We start from the raw sequence: 16,359 nt of genomic DNA, 5'->3' as shown, positions 1-16,359 counted from the left end.
GCATCTGGGCTGACCCGTGACATTATTAGGTCATGGCACCTCGATTTTTATCTATCGCCGACGTCGCCGAGCAGTTATCGATTTCCGCCCAGGCCGTCCGTTCACTTATCCGCACCGGAGAGCTACCCGCCATTCAGGTTGGCGCTCGCGGTCTATGGCGCATTGAAGTAGCTGCACTCGAAGACTACATCGACAAGCAGTATGCGCACACCCGCGAGGCCGTATCCGAAGGCGGACTAGACCTCTAAGCACTATCGCTAGCACCCAATTTCGGGTAGCGATAGTGGCCGCACGACCTAAATATTAGCCGCTTGCGGCTAAATACTGGTCACAATTTCGATTGCTGACAGGATAAGCGTGACTCTATCCGATAAGTCACGCTTATCCATGCTCAGCACGTCCACATGATCCGCACCGACGCGGATGATCCTTCCCGTGATGTCACCCGCCGCCGTGTTGAATCTGGCCGGTCGCTTAGTTCGCATGATCTGGCGCAAAACTGCCGCAACCGTGTAGCTAACCCGCTGCGACGACGTCGTCTCCAACTGGCGCCCTACGCCCCGCACACTAACCACTGCTCCCATTGGCACCAGCATCTGACTGGAGTCGGCGGCGCGCAGTAGCAAAAATTCTTGGCGCGCTTGCAGCAGCTTTCCGCTAACTACCCGCCCAGTGCGGGTGGTCACGCTAAGCGCACCGCCTTCCACCGCCCGCAGGCGATCTACCAGCGCGGTTCTACCAGCTTCAGCCTCCGCCAGCTCCCACGCCTGAGCTGCCCGGGCAGAGCGTTCGTACTGCTCAAACTGGCTATCTAGATCCGCTAGCAGGCTCTCTAAATGCATGATTCAAGATTGCCATAACCAAAGTCACATTTACTATTGACAGGGCACTTTCGGCAAAACATAATTAAACATCATTACTCCTCACCAAAGAAGGTGTACCGATGTCTAAGAGCCTAAAATGTTGGCTAGGTCTTCACCTAGTTGCCTGGCTCGGCACAGCGCTGAGCGTCTTGCTGATAGCAGCCGCCGTGGCTTTGCTCAGGCCCTTGTCTTTGCAGTATTTGTCGCTATGGTCGATGGCGGATGTCAGCACTGCGCTGGCCGGCCTGGCTGCTGGGGCCGGTGCCGTACTGGTAGCTTGGCACGCGCTTGGGGCCATATGGGTGTTGCTAAGTGCTTGCACTCACCGCACTTTAAATTTGCGTCACAGCGCGCCTTTGGTGCGCAAACTGGCAACTGGGGCCACCATTATTGCCCTTAGCTGCGCCCCGGCCAGCGCTAATGACGACAATCTGGGCTGGGGTGCGCATGGTCCAGGGCCCAGGCCTACCGCGAGCACCTCGGCCACTGCTTCACCTACTAGTCATGCCAGCGCTTCGCCTAGTGCCCGGCCCACCAGCCGGGCTAGCGCCTCGCCTTCTAGCCAGGCCAGCGCTTCGCCCACCAGCGCCTCGCCCACTAGCCGCGCCAGAGCTACAGCAGCTCCCAGCGCCTCAAGCCGGCCTAGCACGCGGGCCTCAGCCAGCCCTAGCCGCTCTAGTGCTCACCCACGCACTGGCGCCCACCCACGCACTGGCGGTCCGGGCGCTAAAACCCCGGGAGCTAAAACACCTGGCGCTAAGGCCCCGGGCAAAGCACCAGGGGCCAAAGCCGCCCCTAAGACAGGCGGTAAGTCGGGCGGCGTTAAGTCGGGAGCTGGCAAGTCAGGCGGCGTTAAGTCAGGCGCCGTTAAAGCCGCCCCCGACACTAAAGCGGGCAGCAAGGCCAGCGCTAAAAGCGCTATCCCTAAGCCGAGCGGAGCGCAGCGCTCAGGCACTTGCGTCCCAGCTCCCGCAGCTAAACCAGCCCCGGTTATTCGCCAGCACCTGGTTTTAGCCGGCGAAAGCTTGTGGTCAATTTCCGTCCAGTGGCTGCGGCAAAATGGGGTACTCTCCCCCACGAACGGGCAGATAGCGCAGCTATCAAAGCAAATTTTTGCGGCCAATGCGGCGTTAATTGGCTCTAATCCTGATTTGATTCGTCCCGGCTTGACGCTGACGATTCCCACTAAGGGCTAGCCATGAGCACGCTTTACGCACCCACCATGCCCACCGCGCGTCAGCAAGCCGCCCAAAAAAGCCAAAGCACAGGGCCCACCGCCCGCAGCCCGCAGCGCCAGGCAAGCGGCGCCGTCGGCTATGGACCCACCGCGCCCAGTGTGCAGCAAAGCCACCAGCCCCAAAACCAGCAACTACCCGATCCAGGGCGCTGGGCGGGGACGGTAGCCGTTTATGCCTGGGAAATCATGCACGGAATGCGCCAGCCGCAGCATTTAGCCCGCTGGCTCACCCCGGAACTGTACGATGCGCTCAGCCGCCGCGCGCAGGTGGCCGTGCGTTGCCAGGTCGGCAAACCGGCCCGGATCCCCTACCTATATGCGGTACGGGCCCAGGCCAGTGCCAGTGGTTGGGAGGTTAGCGTGCTGCTCTCCCACGATGGGCGTATCCACGCCTGTGCCTGCCAGATCCAGTCGCGCCACGGGCACTGGGTGATGACCTACCTGCACATGGGCTAATGGATTCTTGGGTGCTTTATGTATTGGGTGCTTTGTGGCTGCGCGGCCTGCTCAGCTGCCCCAAGCACCCGCTCAGCTACCCCAGGCCCTGTACCCCAGACTTGCTCAGCGGCGACGACGCTTCTTGTTGGAGCGACGACGGCGCTCAGCGCGGTTGCCCTGATTGTCGCTGCCTTGAGTGTCGGCGTCGGAGTAGGTCACCCCGGTGGACAGGGCCTTACGGCCGGTGTCCCCCATAATCGAGGCCTGCTCGCGGGCCTGGGCGGCTTCACGGGCAACCTGCTTAGCCTGGGCCTCAAAGCGGGCACAGTAAGCGAAGATCTGCTCAATCGTGTCTTCACGAATGGCGTCCATCATGGCCTTGAACATGTGGGCACCCTCGTTGGCGTATTCAACCAACGGGTCGCGCTGGGCCATGGCCCGCAGGCCAATACCTTCCTTGAGGTAGTCCATTTCGTACAGGTGCTCGCGCCAATGCTGGTCCACCACAGCCAGCAGCAGGCGACGCTCCAGGGTACGCATGGGCTCTTCACCCAGCTGCGCTAAAGCTAGCTCGTTAGCGGACAAGTTAGCTTCAGCGTCCTCATAGGCCACCGCCATGTCCTCGGTGAGCTCTTCAGCTAGGCGCTCGCTGGTCAGAGCATCCAGGCCACCTACGCCGTCGACCACCTCATCCACGGTCAAACCCATCGGGTAGACAGTGGACAGGTCCTTCCACAGCTGGTCCAGGTCCCACTGGTCGCTGCGGCCCTCGGCGGTGCGCTGCGCCACCACGTTGGCAATCACGCGCTCACGGAAAGCCTTGATGTGGGGCTCTAGGTCCTCACCCTGCAGCACCATGCGGCGCTCGTCGTAAACCTTTTGACGCTGCTCGGTGAGCACGTCGTCGTACTTAAGCACGTTTTTACGGATCTCAAAGTTACGTGCTTCTAGCTGACGCTGGTAGGAGGCGATGTTGCGGGTGATCATCTTGGATTCCAGCGGCACGTCGTCGGGGTAACGGTCCGAGGAGATGATCTGCTGAGCCAGGCCAGTGGCGTAGGTGCGCATCAGATCGTCCTGCATGGACAGGTAGAAGCGGCTCTCACCGGGGTCACCCTGACGGCCACTACGACCACGCAGCTGGTTGTCGATACGGCGTGACTCGTGGCGTTCGGTGCCCAGCACGTACAGACCACCAAGCTCCACCACCTCGTCATGCTCCACCGAGACGGCTTCCTTGGCTGCCTTCAGGGCGGCCGGCCAGGCCTTTTCGTACTCGTCGGGGGTGTCGATGGGGTCCAGGCCGGCTTCCTTCAGGGAGGCCACGGCAATGAACTCAGCGTTACCACCCAGCATGATGTCAGTACCACGACCAGCCATGTTGGTGGCCACGGTTACCGCACCCTTACGTCCGGCCATGGCGACGACGGCGGCTTCGCGGGCGTGCTGCTTAGCGTTTAGCACCTCGTGGGGGATGCGACGCTCACGCAGTAGAGCCGAGAGCTCTTCGCTCTTTTCCACACTGGTGGTACCCACCAAAACCGGCTGCCCGGCGTCGTGACGCTCTTCAATGTCGTCAACTACCGCATTCAACTTAGCCTTGACGGACTTGTACACCAGGTCCGGCTGGTCCTTGCGGATCATGGGCTTGTTGGTGGGGATAGGCACGACGCCGATCTTGTAGGTACCAGCGAATTCTGCGGCCTCAGTTTCGGCCGTACCGGTCATACCTGAGCGCGAACCTTCCGGATACAAACGGAAGTAGTTCTGCAAGGTGATGGTAGCTAGAGTCTGGTTTTCACTCTTAATCTCTACACCTTCCTTGGCTTCAATAGCCTGGTGTAGACCTTCGTTGTAGCGGCGCCCAGCCAGCACGCGACCGGTGTGCTCATCGACAATCAGCACTTCGCCGTCGGCAACAATGTAGTCACGGTCGCGCTTGAACAGCTCCTTGGCGCGGATGGCGTTGTTGAGGAAACCGATCAGGGCCGTGTTGCCGGCTTCGTAGAGGTTGTCGATGCCTAGACGATCCTCGATCTTCTCAATACCGGGGGCCAAAATACCCACGGTGCGCTTCTTCTCGTCTACCTCATAGTCCTTGACGGGCTTTAGCAAGTTAGCGATCTCAGCGAACTCGCGGTACCACTTGTTGTTGTCGCCGTCGGCAGGGCCAGAAATAATCAGCGGGGTACGGGCCTCGTCAATAAGAATGGAGTCAACCTCGTCAACAATCACGAAGTTGTGCCCGCGCTGAACCATATCTTCAGGGCGCTGGGCCATATTGTCACGCAGGTAGTCAAAGCCCATCTCGTTGTTGGTGCCGTAAGTGATGTCGCAGTCATACTGCTTGCGGCGCTCAGAAGGGTCCTGACCAGCAAGTACACAACCGGTGGTCAGCCCCAGGAAGCGGTGCACACGCCCCATTAGGTCAGACTGGTACTCAGCCAAGAAGTCGTTGACGGTAACCACGTGCACACCCTTGCCGGTTAGCGCGCGCAGGTAGGAAGGCAAAGCGGCAACCAAGGTTTTACCTTCACCGGTCTTCATCTCAGCGATGTTGCCCAGGTGCAGGGCCGCGCCACCCATTAGCTGCACCCGGTAGGGGCGCTGGCCTAGTACGCGGTCAGCAGCTTCACGCACAGTTGCAAAAGCTTCAGGCAAGATATCGTCGAGGGTTTCGCCTTCTTCTAGGCGCTGGCGAAACTCTTTGGTCTGATCACGCAGTTCTTCGTCAGTGAATTTGCGGTAGTCATCTTCAAGAGCATCAACCTGGTCCGCGATAGCACTTAGCTTTCGCAAGGTCCGGCCTTCACCGATGCGTAGGATCCGGTCAACAATAGACACGCTTACAAGCTCCTTGCTGGCTTAAGCCTGTTACGGGCAGCCATTTGAATATATTCAACCTTGTCTATCGTACTATCGCCCGGCTAAGGCTTTGAATCTATTCGCTATTTGCTTTTCGTGCACCTGGCCTCATCGCTAAATCAAACTATGGGCTTGGGCTTATCGCTCAAGCGCTTGCCAGCCAGGCGACCGCCTCCCAATTCACGCGCCTCAGCTTCGCCTTTAAGGCGCTCTCACAGCCCCAGCTTCATGTTTCATGCACCTGCCGCACATCAGCCTTACCGGCTTGACCAGGGCTTGAGCGAGTTTTCCACAGATTTATTTTAGCTATTGGCGCCGGCAGATCATGTTAGAGATATTTGATTTATGTTTAACGCTCTTATGCCTCTTGCCCGGCCTCCTACTGCGAAAGTCAACGCTACTTCTAGCGATGAAAGCCGCGCCGGCGTTACCTCCAGGCCCCCTGCCCTCAAGGCCATCGCCCTCAAGTGCGCCCCATTCAGAACCGCCGGTCAGCTGGTTTTGCCGCGCCAATGCGCTGGTTGCGGCCTGTGGGATACAGACCTATGCCCACAGTGTCAGCAATTACTAAGCCGTAGCGCCACCTTGCTCAACAGTGATTTACTGCCAGCCACAGATCTGGCCATCTGGAGTCAAGGCACCTACGCGGGAGCTTTACGCCAAATTGTGCTCAGCTTTAAAAGCGGTCGCCACCGCGCTATCACCGGCGCCGTATTAGCTGGGATTAACGACGGCGCCGCCACCATGGTCCCCTGGCTTGCCTGCCAACTCGCTAAAGATAAACCCCTGGCAATCATTAACGCTCCTTCTAAGCTTTCGCGGCGTTGGCACGCCAACCTAGTGGCTCGCCAATTAGCCCAAGGTCTAACCGATTATTTAGCTCCACAGCTAGATATAGCTGTGGTCAGCGCCGATCCACTGCGTCTACGTTCAGGCAAGCAGCTTGGTAAAAACTCGCGTCAACGCGCTCAGCGCCAGGTGAAGTGCCTAGCCGACGCTACCGGCTGGCAGGTAGTGCTGGTGGACGACGTCGTCACTACCGGAGCCACGCTGGAAGCCAGCGCCAAAGCCATAGAGGCGGCAGGCGGCGTCGTCGTTTGCGCCTGGACACTGGCTGCAGCCCCTACCAAAAAACGCACAGCACGGCCCTAAATTCAACACAAAACACGATTTCGCCTACAGAGTACTAGCCAAAATAATGGTGACACAGAACACGATCATGTACTATAGTGTGTCTTACAACACACCATCCCAATCGTTGGTATGTTTCGGAAACAACCAAGGAGGGTTGATTCAACTATGGAAATCACGGTTGTAGGCCGCCACGCTGAGATTAGCTCCCGCTTCCGCAGCTACGCAGAAGAGAAGATCAGCAAGGTAACCCAGTACGACCCGCGCGCACAGCGAGTAGAAATCGAAGTCAGCCACGAGCGCAACCCCCGTTTGGCAGACACTTCTGAGCGAGTTGAGCTCACGGTAATCTCCAAGGGCCCGGTTATCCGCGCAGAGGCCAGCTCCAGCGACCGCTACGCAGCTTTTGACTTGGCTATCGACAAGCTATTCGAGCGCCTACGTCGTGCACGTGATCGTAAGAAGGACCACCGCCGCTACCCGATGATCACCGCTGAGGTCGAACAGGCCCTAGTTGAGCAGGGTATCGAAGTAGCCCCCGAGGCCGAGGTTGAGGAAATCGTACTGCCGCCCACCAAGCCCGGTGAGGTAGTTGAATCCCAGATCGGCGACTCCCCGGTGATTGTGCGCCAGAAACTACACCAGTCCACGCCTTTGACCATTGAAGAGGCGCTTTACGAAATGGAACTGGTAGGCCACTCCTTCTACCTATTTGTTGAAGCATCCTCCGGCCAGCCTTGCGTGATCTACCACCGCAAAGGTTGGACCTACGGTCTACTGCGTCTAGAGACGGTGTAGACACCTAAAGCGGGGCATAGAGCGTTTTAAAACGCCTGCCCACGGCTGCTAATGCAGCACGGGTGGCTGGGGAAACCCAGCCACCCTTTTTATGTCCCGGCTCTTTATGCCTGGGCCGGTTTACGCCTGGGCAGGCGCCGTTGGCAGCAGATATCTGCGCTGCACCCGACGCTAGCAGCGCAGGTACCCAGCCCTGCGGCGTCGGCAGTTCAATCAGGTAAGCGAGCGGCGCCGTCGGCAGCACAAACAGGTAAAGCGCCCGGCGCTGGCCCACATTTACACCCAAAATCGTCCGTCGCCTATGAAAATACGCGTTTAAATTATAGGGAAGGGACGATTTTGCCTGTATTTGTCTGTGTTTACCTGTACCTACCTGTGTTTGCCTGTATTTGTCTGTACCCTCATTTGTGCCTGTGACACATATGCAGGCTAGACGCGGCTGTAGGTGGCCGCTCTCAGACCCGAATAGCTGGGCACCCAGGTGGCACCCGAAGAAACCATCAGCTGCCCCTGGGTGGTCAGAACCGATACCTGCCCGCCATGCTTGCCTGAAACCAGGCGCACAGCATTAGTGACCTGAGTCATATCGGTTACCATCCCACCCACTGGGGCGTAGGTCAGCTGCCCCACCCCGGCAGTATTAGCGGTAGCCAGCACCGCCACGGTCACCTCATCAACCCAGCTCAGCGCCGCCACGTCAGTTTGGTAAATCGAATATGCTTCGCCTAGCCCAGTGGGCACGCCCTTATCGTCACGCACCACCGCACATACTGAAACTCGCATGGATTCACCCACGGCCACCGCATAGGCCAGGCGGTTGCCATCGCTAGCCACATCAAAAGCCGCAATAGGCAGGTTTGAGGGCACAGCAAGTGTGTAGCGCGTCCCCTGAGGCGAGTAAACCAGCACATTAGCGCCCTGGTAGAGCCACACCCAGCCGGAATTATCGGCGCATACCGGGCCTAAATCAGTGTCGCCATTTACTTGCGTAAGGGTCTTGGTAGATACGCTCAGCCGCTCCAAAGCATTATTGCGTTGCAGGTAAATGGTGTTGGCGTCGGCTACCGCCACCCCATTGATACCTTCACCTAGGGCGCCGGCATCTAGCAGTACCTTCGTGTTATTACCCTCCAGGCGCACCAGGCCTGCCGCGCTAGCGGCCACCACCGCACCAGGCGAACGATGGCCCTGGCGGATGGTGGCACTAGAGCCAATAACTGTGCCACCACAGTCAACTATCACCTGGTTAACTGAGCCCAACTGTCCCAAAGTAGTGGCCAATTGACGCACAATCGCCTGCTTATCGTTAGCCGAAGCGTTAGCCACCTCGCTGGATAAATCCACGGTGGCCACCGCCTGGCTCACCTCAACTCCCCCACTGCCCAGGGTGACGCCGTCGGGAATGGCACTAGAAAGAGTCTGGTTAAGCCAGGGTGCCGGGCCGGTCAGCAGCGCACTAACCACGTGAGCAGTTAGCCTGCGGCGCAACACCCAGCGCCTATCGGCCACCAAAGCAGTGCGGGAACGGTTGAAAAAGTACAGGTTTTGCGCCGCGAAAGCGTTCTGGAAAGAAGTAGCAGAAAGCAAAACGCCGTCGGGAAGCGCCGCAATACGCCACTGTCCGGACCCGTCGGTGGCCAGCGACAAGGTCAGCTCATGGTTTGCTCCCCCAAAAGCCACCGAGTAGATACCTTTAGCATCCAGCGTGGCCAGGGCCGGGGCCGAGACGTTTATAGAGCCGTCACTGGCGTCAGTCACCCGCGCATTGCCGGCAGAATCATAAATCCACACCTGGGCATCCGGACGCCAGGAGCTAGCTGCCTGACCCAGCAAGAAGCTGCGGGCGGTAGCAAATTCGTCAGAGTAGCCGGCCGCGCAAGCCAGCAAGAAACCCTCCACGATCTGGGTGGGGCTAGCGCCTTTAACCGGCCCCTGGGCGTATTGCAGCACCAGATCGGCTTGGCGCACCCCGTGATCAGCCACTCGTACCGGCCCGCTAGTGGGCAGCGTGGCGCAGGCTCCTAGCCCCAGCCCCGCCCCTGCCAGCAGTGAGGCTTTGAGCAGGGCGCGACGTGAGGCAAAGTTAGCGCCAAGACGTGAGGCAAAGTTGGCGTCAGGAAGGCGCTTAGCAGAGTTAGGAGGCATCATTTTCCTCCTCCTCATCAGCCCAGCGCGTAGCCGGAATCAGCAGCGGCAACCCTAGCGACGGCGTCGGCACCGGCTCAGGGTTAGGACCCACATGCCCGGCCACATCCTTAACCAAAGCCTCCAGCGGGGCGTCGGGAGGAATCACGTCCAGCGGGCCTCTACCTGCAGGAACATCCTGCTTGCGGGGAATAAGCAGTAAGAAAGCGGCGCCGTCACCAGGCCAGCCCCAAGCGCTGAGGGTGCCATTGTGTAAGGCAGCATCCTCACGCGAAATCGACAGGCCCAGCCCGGTGCCCCCACTTTTGCGCGCCCGCGAAGGATCGGCCCGGTAGAAGCGGTCAAAGACGTGCTCGGCCACCTCTTCGCTCATGCCAATGCCGTGGTCACGCACCCGCACAGCCACAGCGGTGTCGTCACCCACCACGTTGATATCGATGGGCTTGCCTTCGCCGTGTTCGGTTGCGTTAACCACCAGGTTGCGCAGGATTCGCTCAATTCGGGTGTGGTCGACGACGGCGGTCACCTTATTGCCTTCAATGTGCAGGCGGATTTGGCAGCCGTTAGCTTGAGCTAGTGGCTGGGCAAAATCAATGACGTCGCGGGCAATTTCGCCCACATCCCATTCCTGCAAAGATAGGGCCGCTGAGCCGGCGTCGAAACGCGAAATTTCTAGCAGGTCCGCCAGCATCTTGTCGAAACGCTCAATTTGCCCAAATAGCAGCTCGGTGCTGCGTTTTAGGCGCGGATCACTGAAGTTATCGCGGGCATCAAACAGGGTCTCACCAGCCAGCAAAATGGTGGTCATGGGCGTGCGCAGCTCATGGGAAACATCAGAAACAAAACGCTGTTGCAGACGCGAAAGCTCACTTAGGCGATCAATTTGGGCTTCAATTGAATCAGCCATGTTGTTAAAAGACAGCGCTAGGGAGGCAGCCTCATCCTGGCTTTTAATTTCTAGACGCTCACCAAAATTGCCAGCGGCTAGGCGCTGGGCAGCTAGCGAGGTGCGTCTAACTGGCAGCAGCACACGCCAAGTAAGTAATGCCACGGCAATTCCCATGGCTACCACCAGCATGGCTCCACCCGACACCAGGGCGCGGGTGGCCACATCAAGTAGGTGTTGCTCATTTTTTAGCGAATACACCAGGAACACGTTGTAAGTACCAGCCAAAGGCAAAGTAAGTTGGCTAGCCACCACAATGCCGGGTACCGCATTACCGTCGTCGGTCACCTTGGCGTACTGCCAGTATTGGCGGTGCGGATTAGATTCCAGCTGGTTGATTAGATCATTAGAAATGGCCTGGCGTAACCCGGAGGTGGAAGACAGGTCGTTAATAACAATCGAGGAGTTTGAGCTACGCGAACGCATTAGCACCACCCCCACCCCGTTGGCGCCGCTAATGGCGTCTTTTAGGGAGGTGACTTGGCTTTGGGCCAGGGCCGAGACTTCCGCCGTGGTGTTGACGGCGGTGGCGTCCATTTGGCTTTGGGCTGTGGCCACGCGCGTATCGGCATCTGCAATTACTGCGTCTAGGCGTTCGCGCAGTAGGTCGGAGCGTACCCAGGAAGTGGCGAAGATGATCAGGGCTAGCACTGACACCATCCCCACCACCATGACCTGCACGGCTACGCGCAGCACTAGTGAACGTGCTAGGGCTAGGCGAAAGTATTTTAGGGGGCTACGCGCCAGCCACTGGCGTATAGCGTCTAGGCCACGCATCAGCCCTGGGCACTACCGGCGCGGTAACCTACGCCGCGCACAGTGATAACCACCTTGGGGTGTTCGGGGTCTAGTTCCACCTTGGCCCGCAGGCGCTGCACATGCACGTTGACCAGGCGATTGTCGGCGCTGTGCTGGTAACCCCACACACGCTCTAGCAGTTCTTCGCGCGTAAACACCTTCCAGGGTTCACGCGCCAAGGTCACTACCAGGTCAAATTCCAGCGGGGTCAGCGGCACTACTTGACCGGCGCGGCGAGCCTCATGGGCAAGCACATCAATGTCAATATCGCCAATGCGCAGTTTGTCCTTGGGGGGCTCAGAGTTAGTGGCGACGTCGCTGACGCGGCGCAGGCGGGTACGTACCCGGGCCATAAGCTCACGGTTTTTGAAGGGCTTAGCCACATAGTCGTCAGCCCCGGCCTCCAGCCCCGCCACCACATCCTGGGTGTCACTGCGGGCGGTGAGCATAATGATGGGCACGTCAGAAATAGCCCTAATGCGGCGGCAGATTTCAATGCCATCCATGCCCGGCAGCATCAGGTCCAGCAGCACTAGCTCTGGCTGGTTAATAGTAAAAGCTTGCAAAGCATGCGTACCGTCTGCGCAATAAACCACGTCATAACCCCCGCTTTCGAGGGTCATGCCAACCATTTCAGACAGGGCAGTATCATCATCTACCAGTAAGATACGCGTGCTCATAACTACATTGTGACACTTAAAGCATATTTTTGCATGGTTATACAGGAAGTAGCTAAACCTCCTCCTCAAGGCGTAGGTGCAAGTTACCCAAACCTGGCAGGATTAGTTACGTAGCATATTCCCGAGGAGGTAACGGTGAGCGAAACTTGGCAAACGCCTAATTTCGACGAAAGCGCGGGTGAACACTCATCTGGGCAGCCGGCTGGATCTGCAAGCAGCTCTGGCGGCTATGCCAACCCCTACCCTGGGCAAGGTTCCTACCCGGGTGCTGGTTACGACGGCGGCGCTGGCGTGCCTGGTGTCGGTGCGGCTAGTGCTACTGGGGCTGGTTACCCTGGCTATCCCGGCACTGGTGGCCACACCCCCGGCGCTGACCCTGGTTACCCTGGCGCGGGCAGTTCTGCCACCTCCGGGGCTGGTAGTTACCCTGGCGCAGGTGGATACAACCCGGGGACTTACCCGGGCGGTAGCTACCCTGGCGCTGCTCCTGGTTACCCCGGCACTGGTAGTTACCCAGGTGGTGGCGCTTATCCGGGCGGCGGCTACGGATCTATGGGCGCTGCAAACCTATATATTTACAAACCCGGCATTATTCCCCTGCGCCCACTGTCTATTGGCGACATCTACCAGGGTGCGTTTGCGGCAATTAAAACTAATGCGCGCACCATGTTTGGTTTTACTGCCGCCCTGCTAGGGGTGGCGCTAGTAATTAGTGTTGGCATAAATTACGCAATTATCAACCTAGCATTACCTAGCTACATAAACGCTGATTCTCCATATGCTAGTGCTTTAGGAGGCGCGTTTGGTGCATTTTCTCAGCTAGGTGGCACTCTCTTACAGGGTTTAGCTACGGTTTTACTTTCAGGTTTAATTGTTGTAGCGGTATCGCGCTCTGTACTTGGGCGAGTAGCTTCCAGTAAAGAAGTGTGGGAACGCACTAAATCAAAGTTCCTGCCGTTAATTGGGTTGAATATAATCACCAGCATTATTAGCGGCCTGATGATGATAATTGGAATCGCCGTATTTTTTGTGCTGTTAGCTGGCGTAGCTTCTACAGCTAAGACAGACCGCGAATTTCTCCAAGACCTGGGTATCAGTCTAGTTGGCTTATTGATACTGATGGTGGTTAGCGCATTAGTAAGCTACTACTTATCCATTAAATTCAGTGTTGCCTCACCAGCCATGGTGCTTGAAAACCTGGGAGTATTTGCCGCTATTGGCCGCTCTTGGAGCCTAACTCGTGGAAACTTTTGGCGCCTGTTCGGCATTAATATCCTGACCAGTATAATAATCTCTGTGGTGGCCGGCGTCTTTGGCGGTATCACCAGCGTAATTGGTGCATTCTCTACTGTCGTTGCATCATCATCTACTAATGACTTTATGGGAGCACTAAGCATCACCTTCATAATATATATGGTCATGACCGCCATTAGCCTACTAATTACTCTGCCTTTCAGCTCCTCGGTCAACGCGCTGCTATATATCGATCTGCGTATGCGCAAAGAGGGCCTGGATGTGGAGCTACGTAACGCTGTAGCAGAACAACAGGCGCAATGAATTTAATCTGGAAGTTAGCCCTCCTACCGACTTGGAGTCAACCCACTCCAAGCCCAGATGAGGCACGCCAACAAGCCCACCATGAGCTCAGTAAAGTAGCTTATAAACCTAAACAAAATATTTTAGAAAAGCTGTTTAAATGGCTGGACTCCACGCTAAGTAAAGCTAAGCTAAATTTGGGTTTACCGGAATGGGTTGGAGTGCTGCTTACCTTTTTGATCTTTATGGCGCTGCTAGCTTTGCTGCTCTACTTGACCACGAAAATCACTTTGGCGCGCCGTAAACGCAAATCAAAAGCGCTTTTTGAAGATAAACGTGACGCCAGTATGCTCACGCTTAGTGCCAATAAGGCGGCGGCTGCAGGCGACTGGGTCAGCGCCGTCGTAGACCGTTTCCGTGCCATTATCCGCTCTCTAGACGAGCGCGCCTTGCTGGAAGATTATCCGGGCATGACTGCACAGGAGGCCGGTTATCTTGGCACCCAGGTAATGCCAACGCTAAGTGAGGGATTTGCCTACGCCGCTAACCTGTTTGACCGGGCTCGCTATGGCCACGAAGAAACCGGCCCTAGCGATGATCAGTGGATGCGCGATTTCGCCGTCACCGTCACCAACACCCCAGGCATAACCCAGCAAAGCGCCCACAACCTGACCCCGGAGCTAACTCACGGCTCAGCTGGCCCACTGGATGTTAACCCATATGCCTCTAACCCCTACGCCACTGAAGGTAGGCGGCGATGAGTGTACAAACAGCCCCCGCACAAGCCACTGCCAACTCTAAAAAGAGCGGCTTTAAAGGCTGGAAACTGCTGGCAATCACGCTTAGCTTGCTGCTGGCAGGCATGGTTATCTACGCCTCCATGAAAGAGGAAATCACTAAAGAGCCCTACGACATCCACAGCGTTGGCTCTAAGGGTGTGCGGGCTTTAACTCAGGTACTTGGCGACCACTATGACGTCTCAGTGGACCAGGTGCGTTCACCTGCAAAAGCTATCGAGGCTGCCCAGCAGGGCAAACCGGTAACCATCTTTAATGCTGGCCAGCTACGAAATTATGATTTTGAGACTCTACTAACCACCTCAAACGCTGATATCACCTTGGTTGGCTTCGAGTACTACCTGCCTGAGGCCCTGACTGAAAGCGGCTTGGAACCGCAAGGTTATAACGATAAACCTGTCTCTCGCGGCACCTGCTCTATACCCACCAAAGCCCAAACCATCAGCGCAACCGGAAACGCCATCATAGTGCGTAACCCGCAGGCGCTGGCCGACAGCCAGTACCTAGGCCGTGGCCCCGCTCAGCTGTGTTTCGCTTACGCTAACGGCTACGGTTACCTAGAGCTGCCCTTAAAATCTGGCAAAACCCTGCGCATCATCACTAATCCAGAGCTAGTTACCAACAAGTACCTAGACAAAGATGACAACGCAGCCTTGGCGCTTTACGCCACTGGCCGGGGCAGTGAAGTAGTTTTTTATAACGCTGAAACTAATGAGTCAGTTCATGCAGCGCAGGCACCTAAGCCCTACCCGTCCTGGCTGGTGCCATTAATGTGGCAGTTTGGGCTGTTGGCATTGGTATGGGCATTTATTGTGGGCCGGCGCCAAGGCCGGATCGTTAACGAGCCACTGCCGGTAGTCGCGCAAGGCACCGAAACCACGGTGGGACGCGCCGGACTGTATCAGCGAGCTAGAGCCAGTGAGCACAGTGGCCGTATTTTGCGCATAGCCACCATTATTAGGCTCGGCCGGCGCTTGGGAATTTCCCCAAATGCTGACGCCACCTTGGTAGCGCAAACGGTATCTATGGCCTGCAACCGCACAGCTAAAGAAATTGAATACATACTCTACGGGCCCGCGCCAGCAAGTGCAGTAGAACTGACCCAGCTAAGCCAAGCCCTTGAACAATTAGAAGAAGAGGTAAAGCACTATGAGCGCTGAAAACCTAGACTATAGCGTCCCCACCCAGGCCCGCCTGGCAGCGGTGCGCAGCGAAGTCGCTAAAGCTGTGGTGGGTCAAGACGCCGCCGTCACCGGCCTAGTGGTAGCCCTGCTAGCGGGCGGTCACGTACTGCTTGAGGGTGTACCCGGGGTGGCTAAAACCCTGCTGGTTAGGGCTTTGGCGGCGTCGTTGGAGCTGGATACTAAACGCATCCAGTTCACCCCGGACCTGATGCCCGGTGACGTAACCGGTTCGCTGATTTATGACTCACGCACCGCCGAGTTTTCTTTGCGCCCGGGCCCGGTATTCACTAACTTGCTGCTGGCTGACGAAATTAACCGTACTCCCCCCAAAACTCAGGCAGCTTTGCTTGAGGCCATGGAGGAACGCCAGGTTTCTATTGACGGCACGCCTCGGGCTTTGCCTGAGCCTTTCATGGTGATCGCCACCCAGAACCCGGTTGAGTATGAGGGCACCTATCCCCTGCCTGAGGCGCAGCTGGACCGTTTCCTAATGAAACTGGTGCTGCCGCTACCTGAGCGCGACACTGAAATTGAGGTGCTCACCCGCCACGCTAACGGTTTTAACCCGCGTGACCTGGTTAGCGCCGGGTTGCAGGCGGTTACTAACGCCCAGGATCTGCGCCTGGCCCGCAGTGAGGTGGCTAAGGTGGGTGTTGGCCCGGAGGTGACCGCCTATATTGTGGATTTGGTGCGAGCTACGCGAGTTTCGCCGTCGCTGTCACTGGGGGTCTCCCCGCGTGGAGCCACCGCTCTGCTGGCTACTTCGCGGGCTTGGGCTTGGCTTAACGGGCGCTCTTTTGTCACTCCCGACGACGTCAAAAACTTTGCGCTGCCTACCTTGCGTCACCGTATTAAGCTGCGTCCTGAAGCTGAGCTTGAAGGGGTCAGTGCCGCTTCGGTTATCGACGGCGTACTGCGTATGGTTGCGGTCCCGCGCTGAG

14 protein-coding genes are annotated in these 16,359 nt (G+C 57.5%); 9 read left to right on the top strand and 5 right to left on the bottom strand.

The features are described from left to right. Nucleotides 1-32: 32 nt before the first annotated feature. Entirely contained in the window at nucleotides 33-248 is a 216-nt protein-coding gene (locus HMPREF0045_RS08775; protein WP_005987577.1) for a helix-turn-helix domain-containing protein, read from the top strand. A 69-nt stretch (nucleotides 249-317) separates the two neighbouring features. Here HMPREF0045_RS08775 and HMPREF0045_RS08770 read toward each other — a convergent pair whose 3' ends face one another. Continuing rightward, nucleotides 318-842, bottom strand: coding sequence for a hypothetical protein (locus tag HMPREF0045_RS08770; protein WP_005987575.1), 525 nt, complete (start codon nucleotides 840-842; stop codon nucleotides 318-320). Between the two features lie 188 nt (nucleotides 843-1,030). On the opposite strand from HMPREF0045_RS08770, the gene HMPREF0045_RS08765 reads away from it, so the two are divergent. After that, nucleotides 1,031-2,059 (top strand): LysM peptidoglycan-binding domain-containing protein, encoded by a 1,029-nt coding sequence (locus tag HMPREF0045_RS08765; RefSeq protein WP_155813183.1) that lies wholly within the window; start codon nucleotides 1,031-1,033, stop codon nucleotides 2,057-2,059. Between the two features lie 2 nt (nucleotides 2,060-2,061). After that, a complete protein-coding gene (locus tag HMPREF0045_RS08760; RefSeq protein ID WP_005987572.1) occupies nucleotides 2,062-2,556 on the top strand; it encodes an Rv3235 family protein in 495 nt (164 codons plus the stop codon). Nucleotides 2,557-2,661: 105 nt separating this feature from the next. Here HMPREF0045_RS08760 and secA read toward each other — a convergent pair whose 3' ends face one another. Next, a complete protein-coding gene (gene secA, locus HMPREF0045_RS08755; protein WP_005987570.1) occupies nucleotides 2,662-5,382 on the bottom strand; it encodes a preprotein translocase subunit SecA in 2,721 nt (906 codons plus the stop codon). A gap of 366 nt (nucleotides 5,383-5,748) precedes the next feature. Here secA and HMPREF0045_RS08750 point away from each other — a divergent pair, with 366 nt between their 5' ends. Continuing rightward, nucleotides 5,749-6,555, top strand: coding sequence for a ComF family protein (locus tag HMPREF0045_RS08750; protein WP_005987568.1), 807 nt, complete (start codon nucleotides 5,749-5,751; stop codon nucleotides 6,553-6,555). Nucleotides 6,556-6,702: 147 nt separating this feature from the next. After that, the gene (gene hpf, locus HMPREF0045_RS08745) at nucleotides 6,703-7,332 is read left to right on the top strand and encodes a ribosome hibernation-promoting factor, HPF/YfiA family (RefSeq protein WP_005987566.1); all 630 of its coding nucleotides are present in this window, start codon (nucleotides 6,703-6,705) and stop codon (nucleotides 7,330-7,332) included. A 429-nt stretch (nucleotides 7,333-7,761) separates the two neighbouring features. Here hpf and HMPREF0045_RS08735 read toward each other — a convergent pair whose 3' ends face one another. Genes HMPREF0045_RS08735 through mtrA form a run of 3 tightly spaced genes read right to left on the bottom strand, consistent with a single transcriptional unit; the run spans nucleotide 7,762 to nucleotide 11,901 of the window. Continuing rightward, nucleotides 7,762-9,480 (bottom strand): GerMN domain-containing protein, encoded by a 1,719-nt coding sequence (locus tag HMPREF0045_RS08735; RefSeq protein ID WP_005987565.1) that lies wholly within the window; start codon nucleotides 9,478-9,480, stop codon nucleotides 7,762-7,764. Continuing rightward, nucleotides 9,467-11,200, bottom strand: coding sequence for an MtrAB system histidine kinase MtrB (gene mtrB, locus HMPREF0045_RS08730; protein ID WP_005987563.1), 1,734 nt, complete (start codon nucleotides 11,198-11,200; stop codon nucleotides 9,467-9,469). The genes HMPREF0045_RS08735 and mtrB overlap by 14 nt, the downstream gene beginning before the upstream one ends. Further along, nucleotides 11,200-11,901, bottom strand: a complete 702-nt coding sequence (mtrA, locus tag HMPREF0045_RS08725; protein WP_005987561.1) for an MtrAB system response regulator MtrA — start codon at nucleotides 11,899-11,901, stop codon at nucleotides 11,200-11,202. The genes mtrB and mtrA overlap by 1 nt, the downstream gene beginning before the upstream one ends. Before the next feature lie 135 nt (nucleotides 11,902-12,036). On the opposite strand from mtrA, the gene HMPREF0045_RS11160 reads away from it, so the two are divergent. From HMPREF0045_RS11160 to HMPREF0045_RS08705, 4 genes are read left to right on the top strand one after another with little or no spacing between them, the layout of a single operon-like run. Beyond that, the gene (locus tag HMPREF0045_RS11160; RefSeq protein ID WP_005987559.1) at nucleotides 12,037-13,458 is read left to right on the top strand and encodes a glycerophosphoryl diester phosphodiesterase membrane domain-containing protein; all 1,422 of its coding nucleotides are present in this window, start codon (nucleotides 12,037-12,039) and stop codon (nucleotides 13,456-13,458) included. Then, on the top strand, nucleotides 13,455-14,198 hold the full coding sequence (locus HMPREF0045_RS08715; RefSeq protein ID WP_005987557.1) for a DUF4129 domain-containing protein: 744 nt from the start codon (nucleotides 13,455-13,457) through the stop codon (nucleotides 14,196-14,198). The genes HMPREF0045_RS11160 and HMPREF0045_RS08715 overlap by 4 nt, the downstream gene beginning before the upstream one ends. Continuing rightward, on the top strand, nucleotides 14,195-15,394 hold the full coding sequence (locus tag HMPREF0045_RS08710; protein WP_005987555.1) for a DUF4350 domain-containing protein: 1,200 nt from the start codon (nucleotides 14,195-14,197) through the stop codon (nucleotides 15,392-15,394). Before HMPREF0045_RS08715 ends, HMPREF0045_RS08710 begins: the two co-directional genes overlap by 4 nt. Then, nucleotides 15,384-16,358, top strand: a complete 975-nt coding sequence (locus HMPREF0045_RS08705; protein ID WP_005987553.1) for an AAA family ATPase — start codon at nucleotides 15,384-15,386, stop codon at nucleotides 16,356-16,358. Before HMPREF0045_RS08710 ends, HMPREF0045_RS08705 begins: the two co-directional genes overlap by 11 nt. The last annotated feature ends 1 nt before the right edge of the window (nucleotide 16,359 follow it).

It is taken from the genome of Actinomyces graevenitzii C83 (assembly GCF_000239695.1).
Classification (GTDB): Bacteria; Actinomycetota; Actinomycetes; order Actinomycetales; family Actinomycetaceae; genus Actinomyces; species Actinomyces graevenitzii.
The sequence above is the reverse complement of the archived record's forward strand: the minus strand, read 5'-3'. Positions and strand labels throughout refer to the sequence as shown.